The sequence below is a fragment of the Serratia sp. CY74737 genome (assembly GCF_052166775.1).
Classification (GTDB): domain Bacteria; phylum Pseudomonadota; class Gammaproteobacteria; order Enterobacterales; family Enterobacteriaceae; genus Serratia; species Serratia ureilytica.
This window is the reverse complement of record NZ_JBJNOF010000010.1, coordinates 63,841-84,100: the sequence shown is the minus strand read 5'-3', so window position 1 is coordinate 84,100 and position 20,260 is coordinate 63,841. Positions and strand designations below refer to the sequence as shown.

Below are 20,260 nucleotides of genomic sequence, written 5' to 3'. Positions count from 1 at the left end.
CCCTCCCCCCCCCCCCCTCCCCCCCCCCCCCCCCCCCCCCCCCCCCCCCCCCCCCCCCGCGGCGGTGAACCGGAGCAGGACGCCTGGCGCGCGCTGGACGGCATCAACCGCATGGTGGCCGAACCGAACAGCCGCAGCATGCGTCTGATCCTGCTGGGGATGTTTTCCACCCTGTTGCAGGCCAAGGGCGACGTCAAGCTGGATCCGCACGCCCGGCCGCTGCTGCTGGTGGAAGACCCGGAAACTCGCCTGCATCCGATCATGCTGTCGGTGGCCTGGGGGCTGCTCAATCAGCTGCCGCTGCAGCGCATCACCACCACCAACTCCAGCGAACTGGTGTCGCTGGTGCCGGTGGAGCACGTGTGCCGGCTGGTGCGCGAGTCGGGCCGCGTCGCGACCTACCGTCTCGGGCCGCGCGGGCTGAGCGCCGAAGACGGGCGGCGCATCGCGTTTCACATCCGTTTCAACCGGCCGTCGTCGCTGTTCGCCCGCTGCTGGCTACTGGTGGAGGGCGAGACCGAAGTGTGGCTGCTGAACGAACTGGCGCGCCAGTGCGGCTATCATTTCGAGGCGGAAGGGGTAAGGGTCATCGAATTCGCTCAGTGCGGCCTGAAGCCGCTGCTGCGCTTCGCCCGCCGCATGGGCATCGAGTGGCATGCGCTGGTGGACGGCGATGAGGCGGGCAAAAAGTACGCCAACACCGTGCGCAGCCTGCTGGACAATCATGAAGACAACGAACGCGATCGGCTGACCGCGCTGCCGGCGCCGGACATGGAACACTTCATGTTCCGCGAAGGGTTCGCCCCGGTCTATCACCGAATGGCATCGGTGCCGATCAACGCGCAGATGCCGGTGCGCAAGGTGATCCTGAAAGCGGTCCACCACTCTTCGAAGCCGGATCTGGCGATCGAGGTCGCGATGCAGGCCGGCGAATGGGGCACGGACTCGGTGCCGCCGCTGCTGAAGAAAATGTTCTCACGGGTGATCTGGCTGGCGCGCGGCCGGGCGGACTGACGGCCCGCCGGGCGTTATCGGGCGCAGAAGTGCGCCGCCAATCCCTGTTCCAGCTCGTCCAGCAGCTGATAGCGGCGGCGATACTCGGCGCGCTTCTTGCTGGCGATCTCTTCGATCGGCTTGCGGGCGATGCGTTCGGGCAGCAGGAAATAGCCGCTGTCGAGCGGTTTGGCGCCCATCGACAGCCAGAACTGATCGTAATCGGCGTGCAGCTTGTCCTTCTTCTTACTCTGGTAGCGCCAGTTTTGATAGATATGGGTGGCGTTGCCGACCGCCACAATCTGGCGGATGCCGAGGTGCCGCGCCAGCGTGCAGATGCCTTCCAGCACCAGCCGTTTAGGGAACAGGCCGTGACACTCTTTGGTGGTGTGCTGGATCTCGGCGTGCGGCACGTCATGGTTCGCGCCCTGCAGGCCGCCGATGAACAACGTCGGCTGCTGCTGATAATGCATCAGCGCAAAGGTGATCTCCGCCAGCATCACGCCGTTGGCGTTGCGCAGCAGCAGCGTGGCTTCCCCTTCCTTATTCAGTTTGTCGATCGCCGCCAGTTCCAGCGTGATCGGCGCTTCGTTCTTGCCCATCGCGCTAGCCAGCACGAAGGCGTGCGGGCCGAGGTGGCCGAGGCGCATCTTCAGCGGCATGCGCTGTACGATGAGATCGTAATGATCGCGCAGGGCGAACAGGCATTCGATCTTGCTCATGTTGGCCGCCAGGTAGGGACGATGCAGTTTGCACGGCAGGTTCGGCTGCGCACTCAGGATCTCCTCCAGCAGCGGATTGCTGGCCAGGGTGCTGAGCAGGCCGCTGGTGGTGCGCCAGTTGAGCAGCGAACGGCCGAGAAACTTCAGGCGAAACGAGGTTTTTTTCCAGGCGTTGCTCGGTGCCTTTTCGCCATTGATCAGCGCCGTCATCAGTTGCCAGCCGTTAAGCGGCCGGGCGGAGGCGAGTGGGTAGCTGAGCTGTGACATGATGAAATCCTTGGCTGTGTTGAATGGCGCTATTTCATCAAGGCTTCACTAAACGGGAGTTCAATGCCGAACTGTAACCAAGCGTGTCTCCACATTGTGTTGAGCTAAGGTTTAGTTATTCCCTACGGTGCGTGCTAATTTAGCTCCGCCGCCGCAATGGGCGGTCGATATTCACAAGCACAGGCAGGTCAATTTTGACAGGGTTTAAAGGACATAAACGCCGCTGGATACTCGCACTGGCGGTGATTGCGGCGATTGCCGCGGCGGCCGTTTGGCACTTCCGCCATCCGGCGCCGACCGATTTCAAAACGGTAAAGGTCACCAAGCGCGATCTGCAGCAGAACGTGTTGGCGACCGGCCAGCTGGACGCAGTGCGCAAGGTTGACGTCGGCGCGCAGGTCAGCGGGCAGTTGGAAAAGCTGTATGTTGAGATCGGCGACAAGGTGAAGAAAGGTCAGTTGCTGGGGGTTATCGATCCGCAACAGGCGCAGAACAGCATCCGTGAAGGCGAGGCGACGCTGCGCGAGCTGCATGCGCAACTGCTGCAGGCACAGGCGGAACAGCAGCTGGCGGCGGTTACGCTGCAGCGCAACCAGGCGCTGGCCAAACTGCAGGCGGTATCGCGTCAGGATCTGGATCAGGCGGCGACGCAGCTGGCGGTGAAGAAGGCGCAGGTAGGCACCATCAATGCGCAGATCGCCCGCAACCAGGCCAGCCTGGATACCGCCAAGATCAATCTGGCCTATACCCGCATCGAAGCGCCGATGGATGGCGACGTGGTGCAGATCACCACGCTGCAGGGCCAGACGGTGATCGCGGCGCAACAGGCGCCGAACATTCTGACGCTGGCGGATCTCGGCACCATGCTGGTGAAGGCGCAGGTCTCGGAGGCCGACGTCATTAACCTCAAGGCGGGTCAGAAGGCCTGGTTCACAGTGCTGGGCGATCCGACCCGGCGCTTCGACGGCGTGCTGAAAGACATTCAGCCGACGCCGGAAAAGGTCAACAACGCCATCTTCTATTACGCGCGTTTCGAAGTGCCCAACCCGGAAAGGCTGCTGCGCTTGCAAATGACGGCGCAGGTGCACATTCAGCTGGCCGGCGTCCAGCAGGCGCTGGTGATCCCGCTGGCGGCGCTGGGCGATCAGATCGCCGACAATCGCTACCATGTTTCGGTGCTGAAACAGGGCAAGGAAGAGAAGCGTGAGGTGGCCATCGGCCTGCGCAACAATATCGATGTGCAGATCCTCAGCGGGCTCGAGGCGGGCGATGAGGTGATCGTCAGCCGCGGCGGCGTGGAGGCCGGCTGATGGCGGCGCTGTTGCAGCTGAACGGCATCCGCCGCAGCTACCGTTCCGGCGAGCAGACGGTGGAGGTGCTGAAGGGGATCAGTCTGAGCATCGACGCCGGTGAAATGGTGGCGATCATGGGGGCTTCCGGCTCCGGCAAATCGACGCTGATGAACATTCTCGGTTGCCTGGACAAGCCGAGCGCCGGCGTCTATCGGGTGGCCGGCCAGGATGTGGCGACGCTGAGCGACGATGCGCTGGCGCAGCTGCGGCGCGAGCATTTCGGCTTTATCTTTCAGCGTTATCATCTGCTGCCGCACCTGAGCGCGGCGCATAACGTCGAGGTGCCGGCGGTGTACGCCGGGCTGGGCAAAGCGGCGCGGCGCGAACGGGCGGAGGCGCTGTTGCGCCGTCTGGGGCTGGGGGAGCGCGTCAACTATCGGCCGAGCCAGCTTTCCGGCGGCCAGCAGCAGCGCGTCAGTATCGCCCGCGCGCTGATGAACGGCGGGCAGGTGATCCTGGCGGATGAGCCGACCGGCGCGCTCGACAGCCATTCCGGCGAAGAGGTGATGGCGATCCTCAAACAGTTGTGCGCCCAGGGCCACACGGTGATCCTGGTGACTCACGATCCGGCGGTGGCGCGTCAGGCTGAACGGATCATCGAGATCCGCGACGGCGAAATCATCGCCGATTCCCGTCCGGCGCCGTCGGAGGATGCCCAGGCCAAGCCGCTGACGCTGGCCGCCGCGGCGCCTTCCTGGCGGCAGATGGGCGGCCGCTTTCGCGAAGCGCTGGTCATGGCCTGGCGCGCGATGGCGGCCAACAAGATGCGCACCGCGCTGACCATGCTCGGCATCATTATCGGCATCGCCTCGGTGGTATCGATCCTGGTGATCGGCGACGCCGCCAAGCAGATGGTGCTGGCGGACATTAAATCGATCGGCACCAACACCGTCGATATCTACCCCGGCAAGGACTTCGGCGACGACGATCCGACCTACCGGCAATCGTTGAAATACGGGGATCTCGACGCGCTGCGCGAACAGCCGTACATCAGCGCGCTGTCGCCGAGCATCAGCAGCAGCATGCGGCTGCGGCTGGGCAACGTCGACGCGGCGGCCAACGTCAACGGCGTCAGCGAGCAGTTCTTCCGCGTGTACGGCATGAGCTTTACCCAGGGCGTCGGCATCGACCCGATGCAGGTGCAGTCACAGGCGCAGACGGTGGTGATCGACGCCAATACCCAACGGCGGCTGTTCCCGCACCAAAAAAACGTGGTGGGCGAGGTGATCCTGGTGGGCAACATGCCGGCGACGGTGGTCGGCGTGGCTAAAGAGAAGCAGTCGATGTTCGGCAGCAGCAAGACGCTGAACGTGTGGGTGCCGTACAGCACCATGGCCAACCGGCTGATGGGCAACAGCTATTTCGACTCGATCACCGTGCGCATCCGCGACGGCTACGACAGCAAGGAAGCGGAACAACAGCTGTCGCGTCTGCTGACGTTGCGCCACGGCAAGAAGGATTTTTTCACCTATAACATGGACAGCCTGGTGCAAACTGCGGAGAAAACCACTCGCACGCTGCAGCTGTTCCTGACGCTGGTGGCGGTGATTTCGCTGGTGGTGGGCGGCATCGGCGTGATGAACATCATGCTGGTGTCGGTGACTGAGCGCACGCGCGAGATCGGCATCCGCATGGCGGTGGGCGCGCGTTCCGGCGATGTGTTGCAGCAGTTTCTGATCGAGGCGGTCTTGGTCTGCCTGGTGGGGGGCGCGCTGGGGATTACGTTGTCGTTCGCTATCGGTTTGGCGGTGCAGCTGGTGTTGCCGGGTTGGCAGATCAGTTTCCCGCCGGCGGCGTTGCTGAGCGCGTTCCTCTGTTCCACCGGCATCGGCGTGGTGTTCGGCTATCTGCCGGCGCGCAATGCCGCGCGGCTGAATCCGATCGATGCGCTGGCGCGCGAGTAAGTCACAGGCATAAAAAATGCCAGTCACACGGCGGCTGGCATTTTTATCGCAGTCAGAGTCAGTGCAGCGCGACGCTGCCGGAAGCGTTTAGGACAGCGCCTCGCTTTCCACTGGCACAATAAGACTGGCATGGTTGCCTTTGGGCCCTTGATGCACGTCGAAGCTGACCTGCTGGCCCGCCTTCAACGTTCTGTAACCATCCATCTTGATTGTGGAATAATGCGCGAAAATATCTTCGCCGCCGCCGGCTGGGCAGATGAAGCCAAAACCTTTGGCGTTGTTAAACCATTTAACAGTACCCGTCTCCATGCTTTTACATCCCTCGCAACGCTATTTTAAGTGAGATGAATAACTGATTTCGCACTCGCCGTGGGCGAGTAGCAGGGTGGACAAGGGGTGGTTAAAAGACCACCAGCCACGAATTTACACTCTAGAGCAAATGATCGGGGCGTCAAGGGATCGGCTTTTGTCGGCGGGGAGCAGTTCACCAAAGTTTGAAGCAGGTAACGCTATTGCCACGATTCAGTCACAATTGGCCCGTTTTTTTGCGCACGTTACAGTGCGGCGGGACGATGCCGAAGATGATAAAATAGTAACTATCCCCACTTTGAATAACCGAAACCTGTCCCCATATCAGAGGGCAGAGCAGAGAAGATGAGCAGCGATGGGCAATAACAACGACTGGCTAAACTTTGAACACTTGGCCGAAGAAAAACAAATCGATGCGGTAAAACCGCCGTCTATGTATAAAGTTATACTTAACAACGACGATTACACACCGATGGAATTTGTGATTGACGTTCTGCAAAAGTTCTTTTCTTATGATATTGAACGCGCAACGCAACTGATGCTCACGGTCCACTATCAAGGCAAGGCGATCTGTGGTGTTTTTACCGCCGAGGTGGCGGAAACCAAAGTCGTCCATGTGAACCGGTACGCAAGGGAGAACGAGCATCCGTTGCTTTGTACGCTGGAAAAAGCCTGAATAAGGCAATCTATTGGGGAGGTGCTTATGCTCAATCAAGAACTGGAACTCAGTCTCAACATGGCTTTCGCCAGGGCGCGTGAGCACAGACACGAGTTTATGACCGTGGAGCACCTGTTGCTGGCGTTGCTGAGCAACCCTGCCGCGCGAGAAGCGCTCGAGGCATGTACGGTGGATCTGGCCGCGTTGCGCCAGGAGCTGGAAGCCTTCATCGAACAAACCACACCGACGCTGCCCGCCGGCGAAGAAGAGCGCGACACTCAGCCGACGCTCAGCTTCCAGCGCGTGCTGCAGCGCGCGGTCTTCCATGTGCAATCCTCCGGCCGCAGCGAAGTGTCCGGCGCCAACGTGTTGGTGGCTATTTTCAGCGAGCAGGAATCGCAGGCGGCCTATCTGCTGCGCAAGCACGACGTCAGCCGTCTCGACGTGGTGAACTTCATTTCACATGGCACGCGTAAAGACGAGCCGGGCCAAGCGCCGAATGCGGAAAACCCGGTGAACGAAGAGCAGTCCGGAGGGGAAGACCGTATGGAAAACTTCACCACCAACCTCAATCAGTTGGCCCGTGTGGGCGGCATCGATCCGCTGATCGGCCGCGATCGTGAGCTGGAGCGCGCGATTCAGGTGCTGTGCCGTCGTCGTAAAAACAACCCGCTGCTGGTCGGCGAATCCGGCGTGGGCAAGACCGCCATCGCTGAAGGCCTGGCCTGGCGTATCGTGCAGGGCGACGTGCCGGAAGTAATGGCGGACTGCACGCTGTATTCGCTGGATATCGGTTCACTGCTGGCCGGCACCAAATACCGCGGCGACTTCGAGAAACGCTTCAAGGCGCTGCTCAAGCAGCTGGAACAGGATCAGAACAGCATCCTGTTCATCGATGAAATTCACACCATCATCGGCGCCGGTGCGGCTTCCGGCGGGCAAGTGGATGCCGCCAACCTGATCAAACCGCTGCTGTCGAGCGGCAAGATCCGGGTGATCGGCTCGACCACCTACCAGGAGTTCAGCAACATCTTCGAAAAGGATCGCGCTCTGGCGCGCCGTTTCCAGAAGATCGACATCACCGAACCGACGGCGGAAGAGACCGTTCAGATCATCAACGGCCTGAAGACCAAGTATGAAGCGCACCACGACGTGCGTTATACCGCCAAGGCGATCCGTGCCGCGGTGGAGCTGTCGGTGAAATACATCAACGATCGCCATCTGCCGGACAAGGCGATCGACGTGATCGACGAGGCGGGCGCCCGCAGCCGGTTGATGCCGGCCAGCAAGCGCAAGAAAACCGTCAACGTGGCCGATATCGAATCCGTGGTGGCGCGTATCGCTCGCATCCCGGAGAAAACCGTGTCGGCCAGCGATCGCGACGTGCTGAGAAACCTGGGCGATCGCTTGAAGATGCTGGTATTCGGCCAGGATCAGGCGATCGAAGCGTTGACGGAAGCGATCAAGATGAGCCGCGCCGGTCTGGGCCACGAGCGCAAGCCGGTCGGTTCCTTCCTGTTCGCCGGGCCGACCGGGGTCGGGAAAACCGAGGTCACCGTACAGCTGGCCAAGGCGATGGATATCGAGCTGCTGCGTTTCGACATGTCCGAGTACATGGAGCGGCATACCGTCAGCCGTCTGATCGGCGCGCCTCCGGGCTACGTCGGTTACGATCAGGGCGGGCTGCTGACCGATGCGGTGATCAAGCATCCGCATGCGGTGGTGCTGCTCGATGAGATCGAGAAGGCGCATCCGGACGTGTTCAACCTGCTGCTGCAGGTGATGGACAACGGCACGCTGACGGACAACAACGGCCGCAAGGCGGACTTCCGCAATGTGATCCTGGTGATGACCACCAACGCCGGTGTGCGGGAAACCGAACGCAAGTCGATCGGCCTGGTGCAGCAGGACAACAGCACCGACGCGATGGAAGAGATCAAGAAGGTGTTTACGCCGGAATTCCGCAACCGTCTGGACAACATCATCTGGTTCAACCATCTGTCTACCGAGGTGATCCAGCAGGTGGTCGACAAGTTTATCGTCGAACTGCAGGCGCAGCTGGATGCGAAGGGCGTGTCGCTGGAAGTGAGCGACGAAGCGCGCGACTGGCTGTCGGTGAAGGGCTACGACCGTGCGATGGGCGCTCGTCCGATGGCGCGCGTCATGCAGGAAAACCTGAAGAAACCGTTGGCCAACGAATTGCTGTTCGGTTCGCTGGTGGACGGCGGTTCCGTGAAGGTCGAGCTGGACAAGGACAAGAAACAGCTGACTTACCACTTCCTCAGCGCCGCCAAGCGCAAGGCGGACGAGGGCGCGGTGCACTAAGGCTGCCTTCAGGCAAAGAAAAAGCGATGCTTCGGCATCGCTTTTTTTATGGGTGAGATTCACCGTACAACAGAAACGAGTGAGCCCTCTCAGTTTACCTGCGCACCTGCAACCCGTTGTTTAACGTCGCTGCGGGGGTAAACGGAAAGGGCTCCCGAGGGATTACATCCTCGATGCCGCCAGCGTGTGGCGCGCGGTGAGCCGATTAACGGCTACGGAAGACAATGCGGCCTTTGCTCAGGTCGTACGGGGTCAGCTCTACAGTGACTTTGTCGCCCGTCAGGATGCGGATATAGTTTTTACGCATTTTACCGGAGATGTGTGCGGTTACCACGTGCCCGTTTTCCAATTCAACGCGGAACATGGTGTTGGGCAGCGTATCAAGAACGGTGCCCTGCATTTCAATATTGTCTTCTTTGGCCATCGAATCCTCTAGGTCTAACTACCTTAGTTTTTAACCGGCAAGATAATGCCGAAAAACCCCCATTATGTAAAGATGTGTCGGTGAACATTGCACCGTTTCCATCAATTAGTTTACTGGATAGGGCGGTTCAACCGGCTGTGGGGATATGACTTGCGGCGCCCAGCACGCCGGCGCCAAAGGCCGCCGTTGAAGGGTGCTGAGCTGCTGCAAGAATTGACGGCGCGGAATTTCACGCGCGCCAAGGCGGGCAGTGTGAGCGTTCAGCACCTGGCAGTCAATCAATTCCCCGCCATAAGCGGCAAAATGGCGGCAAAAGGCCATCAATGCGCATTTTGAGGCGTTGGTGACGCGGCTGAACATCGATTCGCCGCAGAACAACGCGCCCTGCGCCACGCCGTACATGCCGCCAACCAGTTGATCATCCTGCCAGACCTCCACCGAGTGCGCGTAGCCGAGGCGATGCAGATGCTGATAGGCGCGCTGCACCTCCGGGCCGATCCAGGTGCCTTCATCCGGCCGGTGGGCGCAGGCGGCGATCACCGCGGCGAAGTCGTGATTGAGCGTGATGCGAAACGGATCGTGGCGCAGAAAGCGTTTCAGGCTGCGGTTAAGATGAAACTCGGCCGGGAACAGCACCGCACGCGGATCGGGCGACCACCACAGGATGGCCTCTCCCGGCGAATACCAGGGGAAGATGCCGCGCTCGTAGGCCGCCAGCAGCCGCGGCGCCGTGAGATCGCCGCCGATCGCCAGCAGGCCGTTGGGGTCGCGCAGGGCGCCCTCAGGCGAGGGAAACGCCAGCGACTGCGGGGAGAGCTTAACGATGCGCATACAGGGTCTCTGCGTCCTCTACGGGCCGATTAAGGCGCCAGGTTGCTGATACGGTTGCGAAAGCGGGCATAGCGGCCCTGCTGGCGCATCAGGGCCGCGTGATTGCCCTGTTCGACAATCCGGCCGTCGTCCATCACGCAAATGCGGTCGAGATGTTCCAGGCCATACAGGCGGTGCGTCACCAGGATCAGCGTCTTGCCCTGACAATGCCGGCGCAGCAGCGCCAGGATCTGCTGTTCGGTTTCGGCGTCCAGCCCTTCGGTCGGTTCGTCAAGCAGCAGCAGCGGGGCCGGATGCAGCAGCGCACGGGCGATGCCCAGACGGCGCTGTTCGCCGCCGGACAGTTGGCGGCCGCCTTCGCCGAGCCAGGCGTTCAGTCCGCCGTCGCTAGCCAGCAATTTGCCGAGCCCCACCTGCTGCAGGACGTCACTCAAACGAGCGTCGTCGGCATCCGGTGCGGCCAGCCGCAGGTTTTCCCGCAGCGTATCGCTGAAGATATGCACTCGCTGGCTGACGACCGTGGTCATTCGGCGCAGCGTGGTTTCATCATAATCCTCCAGCGGTTCGCCGTTGAGCAGAATTTTGCCGCCGTCGGTGCGCCAGGCGCGGGTCAGCAGCTGCAGCAGGGTGGACTTGCCGCAGCCGGTGCGGCCGAGCAAGGCGATGTGTTCGCCGGCCGCCACCTCAAGCGTGACGTCGCGCAGCACCGGCTGCGGCTGATCGGGGTAGGTGAAACTCAACTGCTGCAGGCTGAGCTGCGCCCGGTCGGCAGCGGCCGGGCCGGCGGCAGGGAAGGTGACTTCCGGTTGGCGATCGATGATCTGTTTGACCCGCGTGGCGGAGGCGATCACCTGACCGAGATGCTGGAAGGCGCCGGCCACCGGCATCAGCGCTTCGAACGACGCCAGCGCGGCGAAGACAAACAGCGCGATCAACGCGCCGGGTTGGGTATCGCCGCCGATGCCCGCGGCGGTCAGCCACAGCAGCAGCGTCACCGTCAGCCCGCTGGCGAGGATCATCAGCGCCTGCGCCTTGCCGCTCAGCGAGGCCTGCTGCCACTGGCGGCGTTGCCACCGCTGTTCGGTGGCGTTCAGTGTCTGGCGGAAGTCGTTGACGGCGCCGAACACCACCAGTTCCGCCTGCCCCTGCAGCCAGGCGGTCAGGTCGGTGCGGTATTGACCGCGCAGCGCGGTGAGTTGGCCGCCGATCGGTTTGCCGGCGCGATAGAACACCGGCGGCACCAGCAGCAGCAGCAGCAGCAGAATGCCACCCAGCGTCAGGGCGAGTGCAGGATCCAGCCAGCTCAGGCCGTAAGTGACGACCAGGATCACCACCGCCGCGCTGATCAGCGGCGAGATCACCCGCAGATAAAGGTGATCCAGCGTGTCCACGTCTGCTACCAGGCGGTTGAGCAGGTCGGCCTGGCGGAAACGGGCGATGCCGCCCGGCGTCAGCGGCAGGATCTTGCTGAAGGTGAACACCCGCAGGTGCGACAGCACGCGGAAGGTGGCGTCGTGGCTGACCACACGCTCGGCGTAGCGCCCGGCGGTGCGGAAGATCGCCGCGCCGCGCACGCCGGCGGCGGGCAGCATGTAGTTGAAGGTTAGCAGGCCCGCCAATCCGGCCAGCGAAGAGGCGGCCAGGAACCAGCCGGAGAGCGCCAGCAGGCCGATGCTGGCCAGCAGGGTGACGATCGCCAAAATGATGCCCAGGCTAATCAGCAGGCTATGGCGGCGATACAACGCCAAAAACGGCAGCAACACGCGCATGATTAAAGTTCCCCGCGGCGGTGGGCGATCAGCGTGGCGAACAGGCCCGGTTGGGCACTGAGGGTGGCGTAATCGCCCTGTTGCACGATACGCCCGTTATCCATCACCCAAATCTGATCGTAGTCTTCGGTATCTTCCAACTGATGCGTCACCAGCAGGGTGGTTTGTTGATGCGAAGCGGCATTCAACGCCTGCATCACCCGTTGTTCGCTATGGGCATCGAGGCTGGCGGCCGGTTCATCGAGCAGCAGCAAGCGGCGCGGGCCGATCAGCGCCCGGGCGACCGCCACGCGCTGCGCCTGACCGACCGACAGGCGGGCGGCGTTATCGCCCACTTCGGTGTCGAGCCCCTGCGGCAGATACGGCAACAGCTCGCTGACGTAGGCGTGTTCCACCGCCTGCTGCAGCTGCGCTTCGTCGGCCTGCGGGCAGCCCAGCAGGATATTGGCGCGCAAGGTTTGCGCCGGCAGGTGCGGGTTTTGCCCGACCCAGCTCAGCTGCTGCCTCCAGTTCTCTGCGGACAGGTCACGCAGTTCGATGCCGTTGACGGTCAACGATCCACGGTAGGGCAGGAAGCCGAGCAGCAGATTGAGCAGCGAACTTTTGCCGGCGCCGCTCAGCCCGACCAGCGCCACGCGCTGCTGCGGTTGCAGGGTGAAACTCAGCGGCCCGGCCAGCAGCACGCCGTTCGGCGACAGAATTTCCAATTCGTTCGCCTGTAGCGTCAGCGGTTGATCGGCGGGCAACTTCCGCGTGCCGTTGCCCATCTGCTCGCCTTCGGCGCTGAGGAAGGTTTCCAGCGCTTCCGCCGCGCCGACCGCCTGCGCCTTGGCATGATAGAAGGTGCCGAGATCGCGCAGCGGTTGGAAGAACTCAGGCGCCAGAATCAGCACCAGAAAACCGGAAAACAGCGTTACGCTGAGGCCATAGCTGCCGAAGTTGAGTTCGCCGAGGTAAGAAAAGCCGAAATACACCGCCACTACGGCGATGGAGATCGACGCGAAGAACTCCAGCACGCCGGAGGAGAGGAAGGCCATGCGCAGCACTTCCATGGTGCGGCTGCGGAAGTCTTCGGAGGATTTGGCGATCTGCGCGGTTTCGGCCTGCGCGCGGTCGAATAGCCGCAGGGTGTCCAGGCCGCGCAGGCGGTCGAGGAAGTTACCGCTCAATCGCGCCAGCGCCACAAAGTTGCGGCGGTTGGCGTCGGCGGCCCCCATGCCCACCAGCGCCATAAACAGCGGGATGAGCGGCGCGGTCGCCAACAGAATCAAACCGGCCGCCCAGTTGATCGGGAAGACGGCGATCAAGATCAGCAGCGGGATAAACACCGCCAGATACATCTGCGGCAGATAGCGCGAGTAATAGTCCTGCATATCCTCGATCTGCTCGACGATGATGCTGGCCCAGCTGCCCGCCGGTTTGCCCTGGATCCAGGCCGGCCCGAGCTGCTGCAGCTTATCCAGCACCTGCCGGCGCATGCGCTGGCGGATCACCTGCCCACACAGAAAACCGACCCGTTCCCGCAGCCAGCTCAGCAGCGCCCGCAGCGCGAACGCGGCGGCCAGCCAGATAAACGAAGGGATCAGTTGCTCACGCGGGGTGTGTTCGATGATCAGGGCTTGCAGCAGGCTGGCCAGCAGCCACGCCTGCGTCACGATCAGCAGGCCGCTGAACAGCCCCAACAGCATGGAAAGGCGCAGCCAACGCTGCGCTAACGAACTCTGGGTTTTAAGCCAACGGGTTAACTGTTGCTGTCTGGTTTTTTTCATCAGATATGCGTCTGCGTCGCCGGCGCCCGTTTGTTACGGGCTGGGTTAACGTACTGTTAAATAATAGTGTTTGGCGCAATCGGCGACAAACAAGCGAGGCCTCATGTTACCTCGTGACTCGGCAGACTGAAAAGAATAAAGAGGGCAAATATGGCTATAACAGATGGGAGGGAGAGATTGCTGAACCCAAAAACAAAAAAAGCGGCTCGAGAGCCGCTTTTTGCCGATGATGAAAACGTCTTAGCAGACTTCTGCGCCGGCGATGCCGTCCAGATAACGCTCTGCGTCCAGCGCCGCCATGCAGCCGGTGCCGGCGGAGGTGATCGCCTGACGGTAGATGTGATCCATCACGTCGCCCGCGGCGAAGACGCCGGGGATAGTGGTTTGGGTCGCATTGCCGTGAATGCCGGACTGCACCTTGATGTAGCCGTTTTCCAGCTCCAGCTGACCGCCGAAGATGCCGGTGTTCGGGCTGTGGCCGATGGCGATGAACACGCCGGCCAGTTCCAGCTCACGGGTTTCGTTTTCCGCTTTGGTGCTGCGGATACGCACGCCGGTCACGCCCATTTCATCGCCCAGCACTTCGTCCAGCGTATGGTCGGTGTGCAGCACGATGTTGCCGCTCTTCACTTTTTCCATCAGCCGGTCGATCAGGATTTTCTCCGAACGGAAGCTGTCGCGACGGTGGATCAGGTGAACCTCGGCGGCGATGTTTGACAGGTACAGCGCTTCTTCAACGGCGGTATTGCCGCCGCCGACCACCGCGACTTTCTGGTTGCGGTAGAAGAAACCGTCGCAGGTTGCACAGGCGGAAACGCCTTTGCCCTTGAACGCGTCTTCGGAAGGCAGGCCAAGATAGCGGGCGGAGGCACCGGTCGCGATGATCAGCGCGTCGCAGCTGTATTCACCGCTGTCGCCAAACAGGCGGAACGGACGCTGCTGCAGATCGACGCTGTTGATGTGGTCGAAGACGATTTCAGTCTGGAACTTCTCCGCGTGCTCGCGCATGCGCTCCATCAACGCCGGGCCGGTCAGGCCTTCGGCGTCGCCGGGCCAGTTTTCCACTTCGGTGGTGGTGGTCAGCTGGCCGCCTTGTTCCAGACCGGTGATCAGCACCGGGTTCAGGTTGGCGCGCGCCGCGTAGACGGCGGCGGTGTAACCGGCCGGGCCGGAACCCAGAATCAGTAATTTGCTATGTTTAGCCGTGCCCATGAATAACCTCTTTATTCCACAATGGCGGACAATGAAGCCGATTGTAGGGAAAATGGCGCAGTAAAAAAAGCGCCGGGCGACGTTGTTAACGATTTGTATGATAGTTGTCGCCTATTAATGCATCCGTTGTCGGTAAATCGGTCGTCGAACGCAGAAATTTAACTTATCAAAGCCGCATTCGGTCAGCGAATCGCCAACCGTGCAAAAACGGCGCACTCTGCGGCTTCCGCCGCTCCCGAACGGGGTTTATCAGCCAGCGATTCATAATCAAAAATGGGATGCAGACTTTTCATGACGGTACGTTGTTCTGATTTTGCTTCTTTTACTTTGACAATCCGCTGCGCATTTGCGAAAACATCATAGGAAGAAGAAATTATCCCCGTAACACCAGCAAATCGTACGTATTTGCGCCGCAAGGCAACGATACGCAGCGGGAGTGCGGAGCAGGGCGCGCAAGCGTTTGCTGATTTTTTCTCGACCGAAACATCGTTGCCGGCGCTGCGCGGAGTTGGACAGACAGGCTGCGCGGCGTGGAATGATGGTAGTGAAGAAGCACATGACAGGCATCGGGTCTTCGCTTGGAACGAACCCTTACACATTGACGTTGGCTAGGGTGTGGCAAGTGCACGGAAGAAAATAAGAGAGACAATAATAATGGCAGACAACAAGAAACGCCCGGGTAAAGATCTTGACCGTATCGACCGCAACATCCTGAATGAGCTGCAGAAGGATGGGCGTATTTCGAACGTCGAGCTTTCGAAGCGCGTGGGGTTATCCCCGACACCATGTTTGGAACGCGTGCGCCGTCTCGAGCGCCAGGGTTTCATTCATGGCTATACCGCATTGCTGAACCCGCATTATCTGGATGCGTCCCTGCTGGTTTTCGTGGAGATCACGTTGAACCGCGGCGCGCCGGATGTGTTTGAGCAATTCAACTCGGCAGTGCAGAAGCTTGAAGAGATTCAGGAGTGTCATCTGGTTTCCGGCGATTTCGACTACCTGTTGAAAACCCGCGTACCGGACATGTCGGCTTACCGCAAATTGCTGGGCGAAACCTTGCTGCGTTTGCCGGGGGTTAACGACACCCGTACCTACGTAGTGATGGAAGAAGTGAAACAGAGTAACCGTCTGGTTATCAAAACACGGTAAGGTGCAGGTGCAAAACCTGATTAAATTGGTTACACTCCTGTTTATTCATACAGTTTCGGCGCCGGGGCAGTTTCTCGGCGCTGTTGCTATGTCAGCTAACAGGAACCTGGAGAGCCTTTCTTGAGCCAGGAATATACAGAAGATAAAGAAGTTACCCTGAAAAGACTCAGCAGTGGCCGGCGTTTGCTGGAAGCTGTGCTTATCGTGGTAGCGATTTTTGCCGTTTACCTCATGGCTGCGTTGGTCAGTTTCAACCCGTCTGACCCAAGCTGGTCGCAGACCGCGTGGCATGAGCCGATTCACAATCTGGGCGGCGGTGTCGGGGCCTGGTTGGCCGATACGCTGTTCTTCACCTTCGGGGTGCTCGCCTACGCGATACCGCCTATCATGCTGGTCCTGTGCTGGGCGGCTTATCGCCAACGCAGCAACAGAGACTACATCGACTATTTCGCGCTTTCCCTGCGCCTGATCGGCACCCTGGCGTTAGTGCTCACCTCCTGTGGGTTGGCGGCGCTGAACGTTGACGATCTCTATTACTTCGCCTCCGGCGGCGTGATCGGCAGCCTGCTGAGCAACGCCATGTTACCGTGGTTCAACGGCATCGGCGCTACGCTGGCGCTGCTGTGCGTATGGGCGGCGGGGTTGACGCTGTTTACCGGCTGGTCCTGGCTGGTGATCGCCGAGAAGATCGGCGGGGCGGTGTTGGGCGTTGCGACGGTGATGACCAATCGCTCACGCCGCGAAGAGCGCTATTTCGAAGATGACGAGCGTTACGTTGACGACGAGCCTGAGCAGGCAGGGAAGGGTGCCGCCGCAGCGGTTGCCGCGACCGCCGCCGGAGCCGCGGCCGCCGATGACGACGTGCTGTTCTCCGCGCCTTCGGTTACCGAAAGCGCCAAAGCGGCGGCGGAAGACGCCGCCGATCCGTTGCTCAGCGGCCTGCGCGCCGACGATGGTGAGCTTGAAGCAGAAGCCGCACCCAGCGCGCCGGCGGCTTCGCCTGCACCGACGGTGAAGGCAGAGATCCACGAGCCCGTTGCTGCGCCGATCGCCGCTCAGGCGCCGTCGGTAACGGTGGCGCCGGCCGCGCCGGCCTCGGTCAATCAGCACCCGGTAAGTGCGCCGGCGCAAGACGCTACGCCGCCGCTGTATTCCTTCGAGATCCCGGAAGAAACGCCTGCGCCTAAGGCGACGCGTCCTGTCGATCCTTATCAGGATGACGATGAGCCGCGCCTTGGCAATTGGCAAGAGCCGGCCGCGCAGCAGCCGGCGGCGCGTTCTCCCTTTGATTTTACCGCCGCACAGCGTGACAGCGTTGACATCGGCAGTTCGAGCGGTTTCAGCGCCACCGGCGCCAAACCGCAGCCGGATACGGCGGCAGCCGCTGCTGCGGGCGTTGCAGCGGCGACCTTTATGCCGGCCTTCACGGCGACCAGCGACGGCAATCCGCAGGTTAAGCAGGGCATCGGCCCTGAGCTGCCGCGGCCGAACCCGGTGCGCATCCCGACCCGTCGCGAGCTGGCTTCCTACGGCATCAAGCTGCCTTCGCAGCGTGCGGCCGAACAGGAACAGCGCCAGACAGAGGCGGAGCCTCAACAGCTGACGGCGGCGAACCCGCAGGAAGAAGAGGCGCTGCAAGAAGCCGCGCTGCGCCAGGCGTTCGCCGAGCAGCAAAGCCAGCGCTACGGCGAAAGCTACGCGCCGGAGCAGGATGATGAACAGGCTCAGCAGGAGGCTGAGCTGAGCAAAGCGTTCGCCGAGCAACAGAGCCAGCGTTACGGCGAAGACCAGCAGGACGACGAAGCTGCGCGGCAAGAGGCTGCGCTGCGTCAGGTATTCGCCGAGCAGCAGCAGGCGCGTTATGGCCAGCAAGAGCCTGCTCCGCAGGCGCCGGCCGCCAGCCCGATCGATACCCGCAATGCTTTCAGCTTCTCGCCGATGGCGGATCTGGTGGACGATGGCCCGAGCGAGCCGATGTTCACGCTGTCGCCGCAGCTTGAAGAGCGCATTGAACTGGAAAGCGAGCAAGAGGACGACGTACCGTTCGGCCAGTTTGAGCCTGCGGCGCCGGCTGCCCAACCTCAGCAATCGCACCCGCAGCCTCAACAATACCAACAGCCGCAGCAGCAACCGTATCAGCAGCCGTCGCAGCAGCAATATCAGCATCAGCAGCCGCAGGTGCAGCAGCCTCAGCAACCTCAGGCCGAGCAGCATCCGGCGATGGACAGCTTGATTCACCCGTTCCTGATGCGCAACGATCAGCCGCTGCAGAAACCGACCACGCCTCTGCCGACGCTGGATCTGCTGACCGAAGCGCCGAAAGAAGTGGAGCCGGTCGATTCCTTCGCGCTGGAACAGAAAGCACGCCTGGTGGAGGCCAGCCTGGCCGATTATCGCGTGAAAGCCGACGTGGTGGACATCCTGCCGGGGCCGGTCATCACCCGCTTCGAGCTGGATCTGGCGCCGGGCGTTAAAGCGGCGCGCATTTCCAACCTGTCGCGCGATCTGGCGCGCTCGCTGTCGACTTCGGCAGTGCGCGTGGTGGAAGTGATCCCCGGTAAGCCTTATGTCGGTCTGGAGCTGCCGAACGCCAAGCGGCAAACGGTATACCTGCGCGAGGTGCTGGATTGCCCGGCCTTCCGCGACAACCCGTCGCCGCTGTCCATCGTATTGGGTAAAGACATCTCCGGCGAGCCGGTGGTGGCCGATCTGGGCAAAATGCCGCACTTGCTGGTCGCCGGTACCACCGGCTCCGGTAAATCGGTCGGGGTCAACGCCATGATCCTGAGCATCCTGTATAAGGCCACGCCGAAAGAAGTGCGCTTTATCATGATTGACCCGAAAATGCTGGAACTGTCGGTTTACGAAGGCATTCCGCACCTGTTGACCGACGTGGTCACCGACATGAAAGACGCCGCCAATGCGCTGCGCTGGTGCGTGGGTGAAATGGAACGCCGCTATAAGCTGATGTCAGCTCTGGGCGTGCGTAACCTGGCCGGCTACAACGAACGCGTCGATCAGGCCGAAGCGATGGGGCGTCCGATCCCGGATCCGTTCTGGAAACCGACCGACAGCATGGACATCACGCCGCCGGTGTTGGAGAAAGAGCCGTACATCGTGGTGATGGTCGACGAATTCGCCGATCTGATCATGACGGTCGGCAAGAAGGTCGAAGAGCTGATCGCCCGTCTGGCGCAAAAAGCGCGTGCGGCGGGCATCCACCTGGTGCTGGCGACCCAGCGTCCGTCGGTGGATGTGATCACCGGCCTGATCAAGGCCAACATCCCGACGCGTATCGCCTTTACCGTGTCGAGCAAGATAGACTCCCGCACCATCCTCGATCAGGGGGGGGCCGAGTCCTTGCTGGGCATGGGTGATATGCTTTATCTGGCGCCGAACTCCTCGATCCCGGTGCGCGTACATGGCGCATTCGTGCGCGATCAGGAAGTGCACGCGGTGGTCAAGGATTGGAAAGCGCGCGAGCGGCCCCAATATAAAGAGGGCATTCTCAGCGGCGGTGAAGACGGCGAGGGCGGTGCCGGCGGCGGTATGGACGGTGACGAAGAGCTGGATCCGCTGTTTGATCAGGCGGTGGATTTCGTGGTGGATAAACGCCGCGCCTCCATCTCCGGCGTACAGCGCCAGTTCCGCATCGGCTATAACCGCGCCGCGCGCATCATCGAACAGATGGAAGCGCAGGGCATCGTCAGCGAGCAGGGGCACAACGGCAACCGCGAGGTGCTGGCGCCGCCGCGGCACGATTGATGGTCGTTTAGCCATTGCAACTCAATAAGAAAGGGCCGCTTAAGCGGCCCTTGTGCAAAGAAGCGTAAACCCGTTTCTTCTCGGAACATTGGCCTACCGGCCGTTCGCCGGCTTCGGGTAAAGTAACGGGGTAAAGGGTTGATTTGACCCGCACGGCGCCGCCTTGCGGTTAACGCATTTCATAAGGTATCTGGAATAATGAAAAAACTGTTAGTTGCCTGCTGTCTGCTTTCGGGATTCGCTTCTACCTCCGTGCTGGCCGATGCCGCACAGGATCTGCAAAGTCGCCTGGCGAAGGTGAACAGTTTCCACGCCAGCTTCTCGCAAACCGTGACCAGCGCCGACGGCGCCGCGGTGCAACAGGGTGAAGGCGAGCTATGGGTGAAGCGGCCGAACCTTTTCAACTGGCACATGACGTCACCCGATGAGAGCGTGCTGGTCTCCGATGGCCAAACCCTGTGGTTCTATAACCCGTTCGTTGAGCAGGTGACGGCGACCTGGCTGAAGAACGCCACCGGCAATACGCCGTTTATGCTGATCACCCGCAACAATGCCAGCGACTGGAAGCAGTACAACGTGAAGCAAAAGGGCGATGATTTCGAGCTGACGCCGAAATCCGCCAGCGGCAACCTGAAGCAGTTCGCCATCAGCGTGACCAACAGCGGCACCATCCGCAGCTTCGCTGCGGTGGAGCAGGATGGCCAGCGCAGTTCCTACACGCTGAAAAGCCAGCAGAACGTCGCCGCCGATCCGGCCAAATTCAAATTTACCCCGCCGAAGGGGGTGACGCTGGACGACCAGCGCCAGTGAG

General features: G+C 61.4%; 16 protein-coding genes. 8 read left to right on the top strand and 8 right to left on the bottom strand.

The genetic code is table 11. The features are described from left to right. The coding region (locus ACJ8PE_RS15715) for a DUF2813 domain-containing protein (protein WP_442536804.1) at positions 1–1,014 on the top strand (1,014 nt) is incomplete at its 5' end. Between the two features lie 14 nt (positions 1,015–1,028). Here the strand turns inward: ACJ8PE_RS15715 and ACJ8PE_RS15710 are convergent. Next, the gene (locus ACJ8PE_RS15710) at positions 1,029–1,982 is read right to left on the bottom strand and encodes a VirK/YbjX family protein (RefSeq protein ID WP_033642547.1); all 954 of its coding nucleotides are present in this window, start codon (positions 1,980–1,982) and stop codon (positions 1,029–1,031) included. Positions 1,983–2,176: 194 nt separating this feature from the next. On the opposite strand from ACJ8PE_RS15710, the gene macA reads away from it, so the two are divergent. Further along, positions 2,177–3,292, top strand: coding sequence for a macrolide transporter subunit MacA (gene macA / locus ACJ8PE_RS15705; protein ID WP_197793200.1), 1,116 nt, complete (start codon positions 2,177–2,179; stop codon positions 3,290–3,292). Next, positions 3,292–5,238, top strand: coding sequence for a macrolide ABC transporter ATP-binding protein/permease MacB (gene macB / locus ACJ8PE_RS15700; RefSeq protein WP_033642549.1), 1,947 nt, complete (start codon positions 3,292–3,294; stop codon positions 5,236–5,238). Before macA ends, macB begins: the two co-directional genes overlap by 1 nt. Before the next feature lie 87 nt (positions 5,239–5,325). Here macB and cspD read toward each other — a convergent pair whose 3' ends face one another. Further along, positions 5,326–5,547 carry a cold shock-like protein CspD gene (gene cspD, locus ACJ8PE_RS15695; protein ID WP_004928349.1) on the bottom strand — a complete coding sequence of 74 codons (222 nt, stop codon included), beginning with the start codon at positions 5,545–5,547 and terminating at the stop codon, positions 5,326–5,328. 355 nt (positions 5,548–5,902) lie between these two features. Between cspD and clpS the strand changes: the two genes are divergently transcribed. Next, on the top strand, positions 5,903–6,223 hold the full coding sequence (gene clpS / locus ACJ8PE_RS15690; RefSeq protein ID WP_004928347.1) for an ATP-dependent Clp protease adapter ClpS: 321 nt from the start codon (positions 5,903–5,905) through the stop codon (positions 6,221–6,223). A 27-nt stretch (positions 6,224–6,250) separates the two neighbouring features. Beyond that, a complete protein-coding gene (gene clpA, locus ACJ8PE_RS15685; RefSeq protein ID WP_025302261.1) occupies positions 6,251–8,530 on the top strand; it encodes an ATP-dependent Clp protease ATP-binding subunit ClpA in 2,280 nt (759 codons plus the stop codon). 205 nt (positions 8,531–8,735) lie between these two features. Here clpA and infA read toward each other — a convergent pair whose 3' ends face one another. From infA to ACJ8PE_RS15655, 6 genes are all read right to left on the bottom strand, one after another. Next, the gene (gene infA / locus ACJ8PE_RS15680; RefSeq protein ID WP_002211347.1) at positions 8,736–8,954 is read right to left on the bottom strand and encodes a translation initiation factor IF-1; all 219 of its coding nucleotides are present in this window, start codon (positions 8,952–8,954) and stop codon (positions 8,736–8,738) included. A 105-nt stretch (positions 8,955–9,059) separates the two neighbouring features. After that, complete coding sequence (gene aat / locus ACJ8PE_RS15675) at positions 9,060–9,785, bottom strand: leucyl/phenylalanyl-tRNA--protein transferase (protein ID WP_033642550.1); 726 nt, start codon at positions 9,783–9,785, stop codon at positions 9,060–9,062. Positions 9,786–9,814: 29 nt separating this feature from the next. Beyond that, the gene (gene cydC, locus ACJ8PE_RS15670; protein ID WP_197796448.1) at positions 9,815–11,554 is read right to left on the bottom strand and encodes a heme ABC transporter ATP-binding protein/permease CydC; all 1,740 of its coding nucleotides are present in this window, start codon (positions 11,552–11,554) and stop codon (positions 9,815–9,817) included. Between the two features lie 2 nt (positions 11,555–11,556). Then, entirely contained in the window at positions 11,557–13,323 is a 1,767-nt protein-coding gene (gene cydD / locus ACJ8PE_RS15665) for a heme ABC transporter permease/ATP-binding protein CydD (RefSeq protein ID WP_197793202.1), read from the bottom strand. A gap of 240 nt (positions 13,324–13,563) precedes the next feature. Continuing rightward, the gene (gene trxB / locus ACJ8PE_RS15660; RefSeq protein ID WP_019454557.1) at positions 13,564–14,535 is read right to left on the bottom strand and encodes a thioredoxin-disulfide reductase; all 972 of its coding nucleotides are present in this window, start codon (positions 14,533–14,535) and stop codon (positions 13,564–13,566) included. Positions 14,536–14,717: 182 nt separating this feature from the next. Then, complete coding sequence (locus ACJ8PE_RS15655) at positions 14,718–15,134, bottom strand: hypothetical protein (protein ID WP_127897162.1); 417 nt, start codon at positions 15,132–15,134, stop codon at positions 14,718–14,720. 55 nt (positions 15,135–15,189) lie between these two features. Here ACJ8PE_RS15655 and lrp point away from each other — a divergent pair, with 55 nt between their 5' ends. The 3 genes from lrp (at position 15,190) to lolA (ending at position 20,259) form a co-directional block, all read left to right on the top strand. Beyond that, positions 15,190–15,684, top strand: coding sequence for a leucine-responsive transcriptional regulator Lrp (lrp, locus tag ACJ8PE_RS15650; protein ID WP_004928318.1), 495 nt, complete (start codon positions 15,190–15,192; stop codon positions 15,682–15,684). A gap of 120 nt (positions 15,685–15,804) precedes the next feature. Beyond that, positions 15,805–19,449 carry a DNA translocase FtsK 4TM domain-containing protein gene (locus ACJ8PE_RS15645; RefSeq protein ID WP_197793203.1) on the top strand — a complete coding sequence of 1,215 codons (3,645 nt, stop codon included), beginning with the start codon at positions 15,805–15,807 and terminating at the stop codon, positions 19,447–19,449. 198 nt (positions 19,450–19,647) lie between these two features. Then, on the top strand, positions 19,648–20,259 hold the full coding sequence (gene lolA, locus ACJ8PE_RS15640; RefSeq protein ID WP_019454555.1) for an outer membrane lipoprotein chaperone LolA: 612 nt from the start codon (positions 19,648–19,650) through the stop codon (positions 20,257–20,259). Position 20,260: the final 1 nt, after the last annotated feature.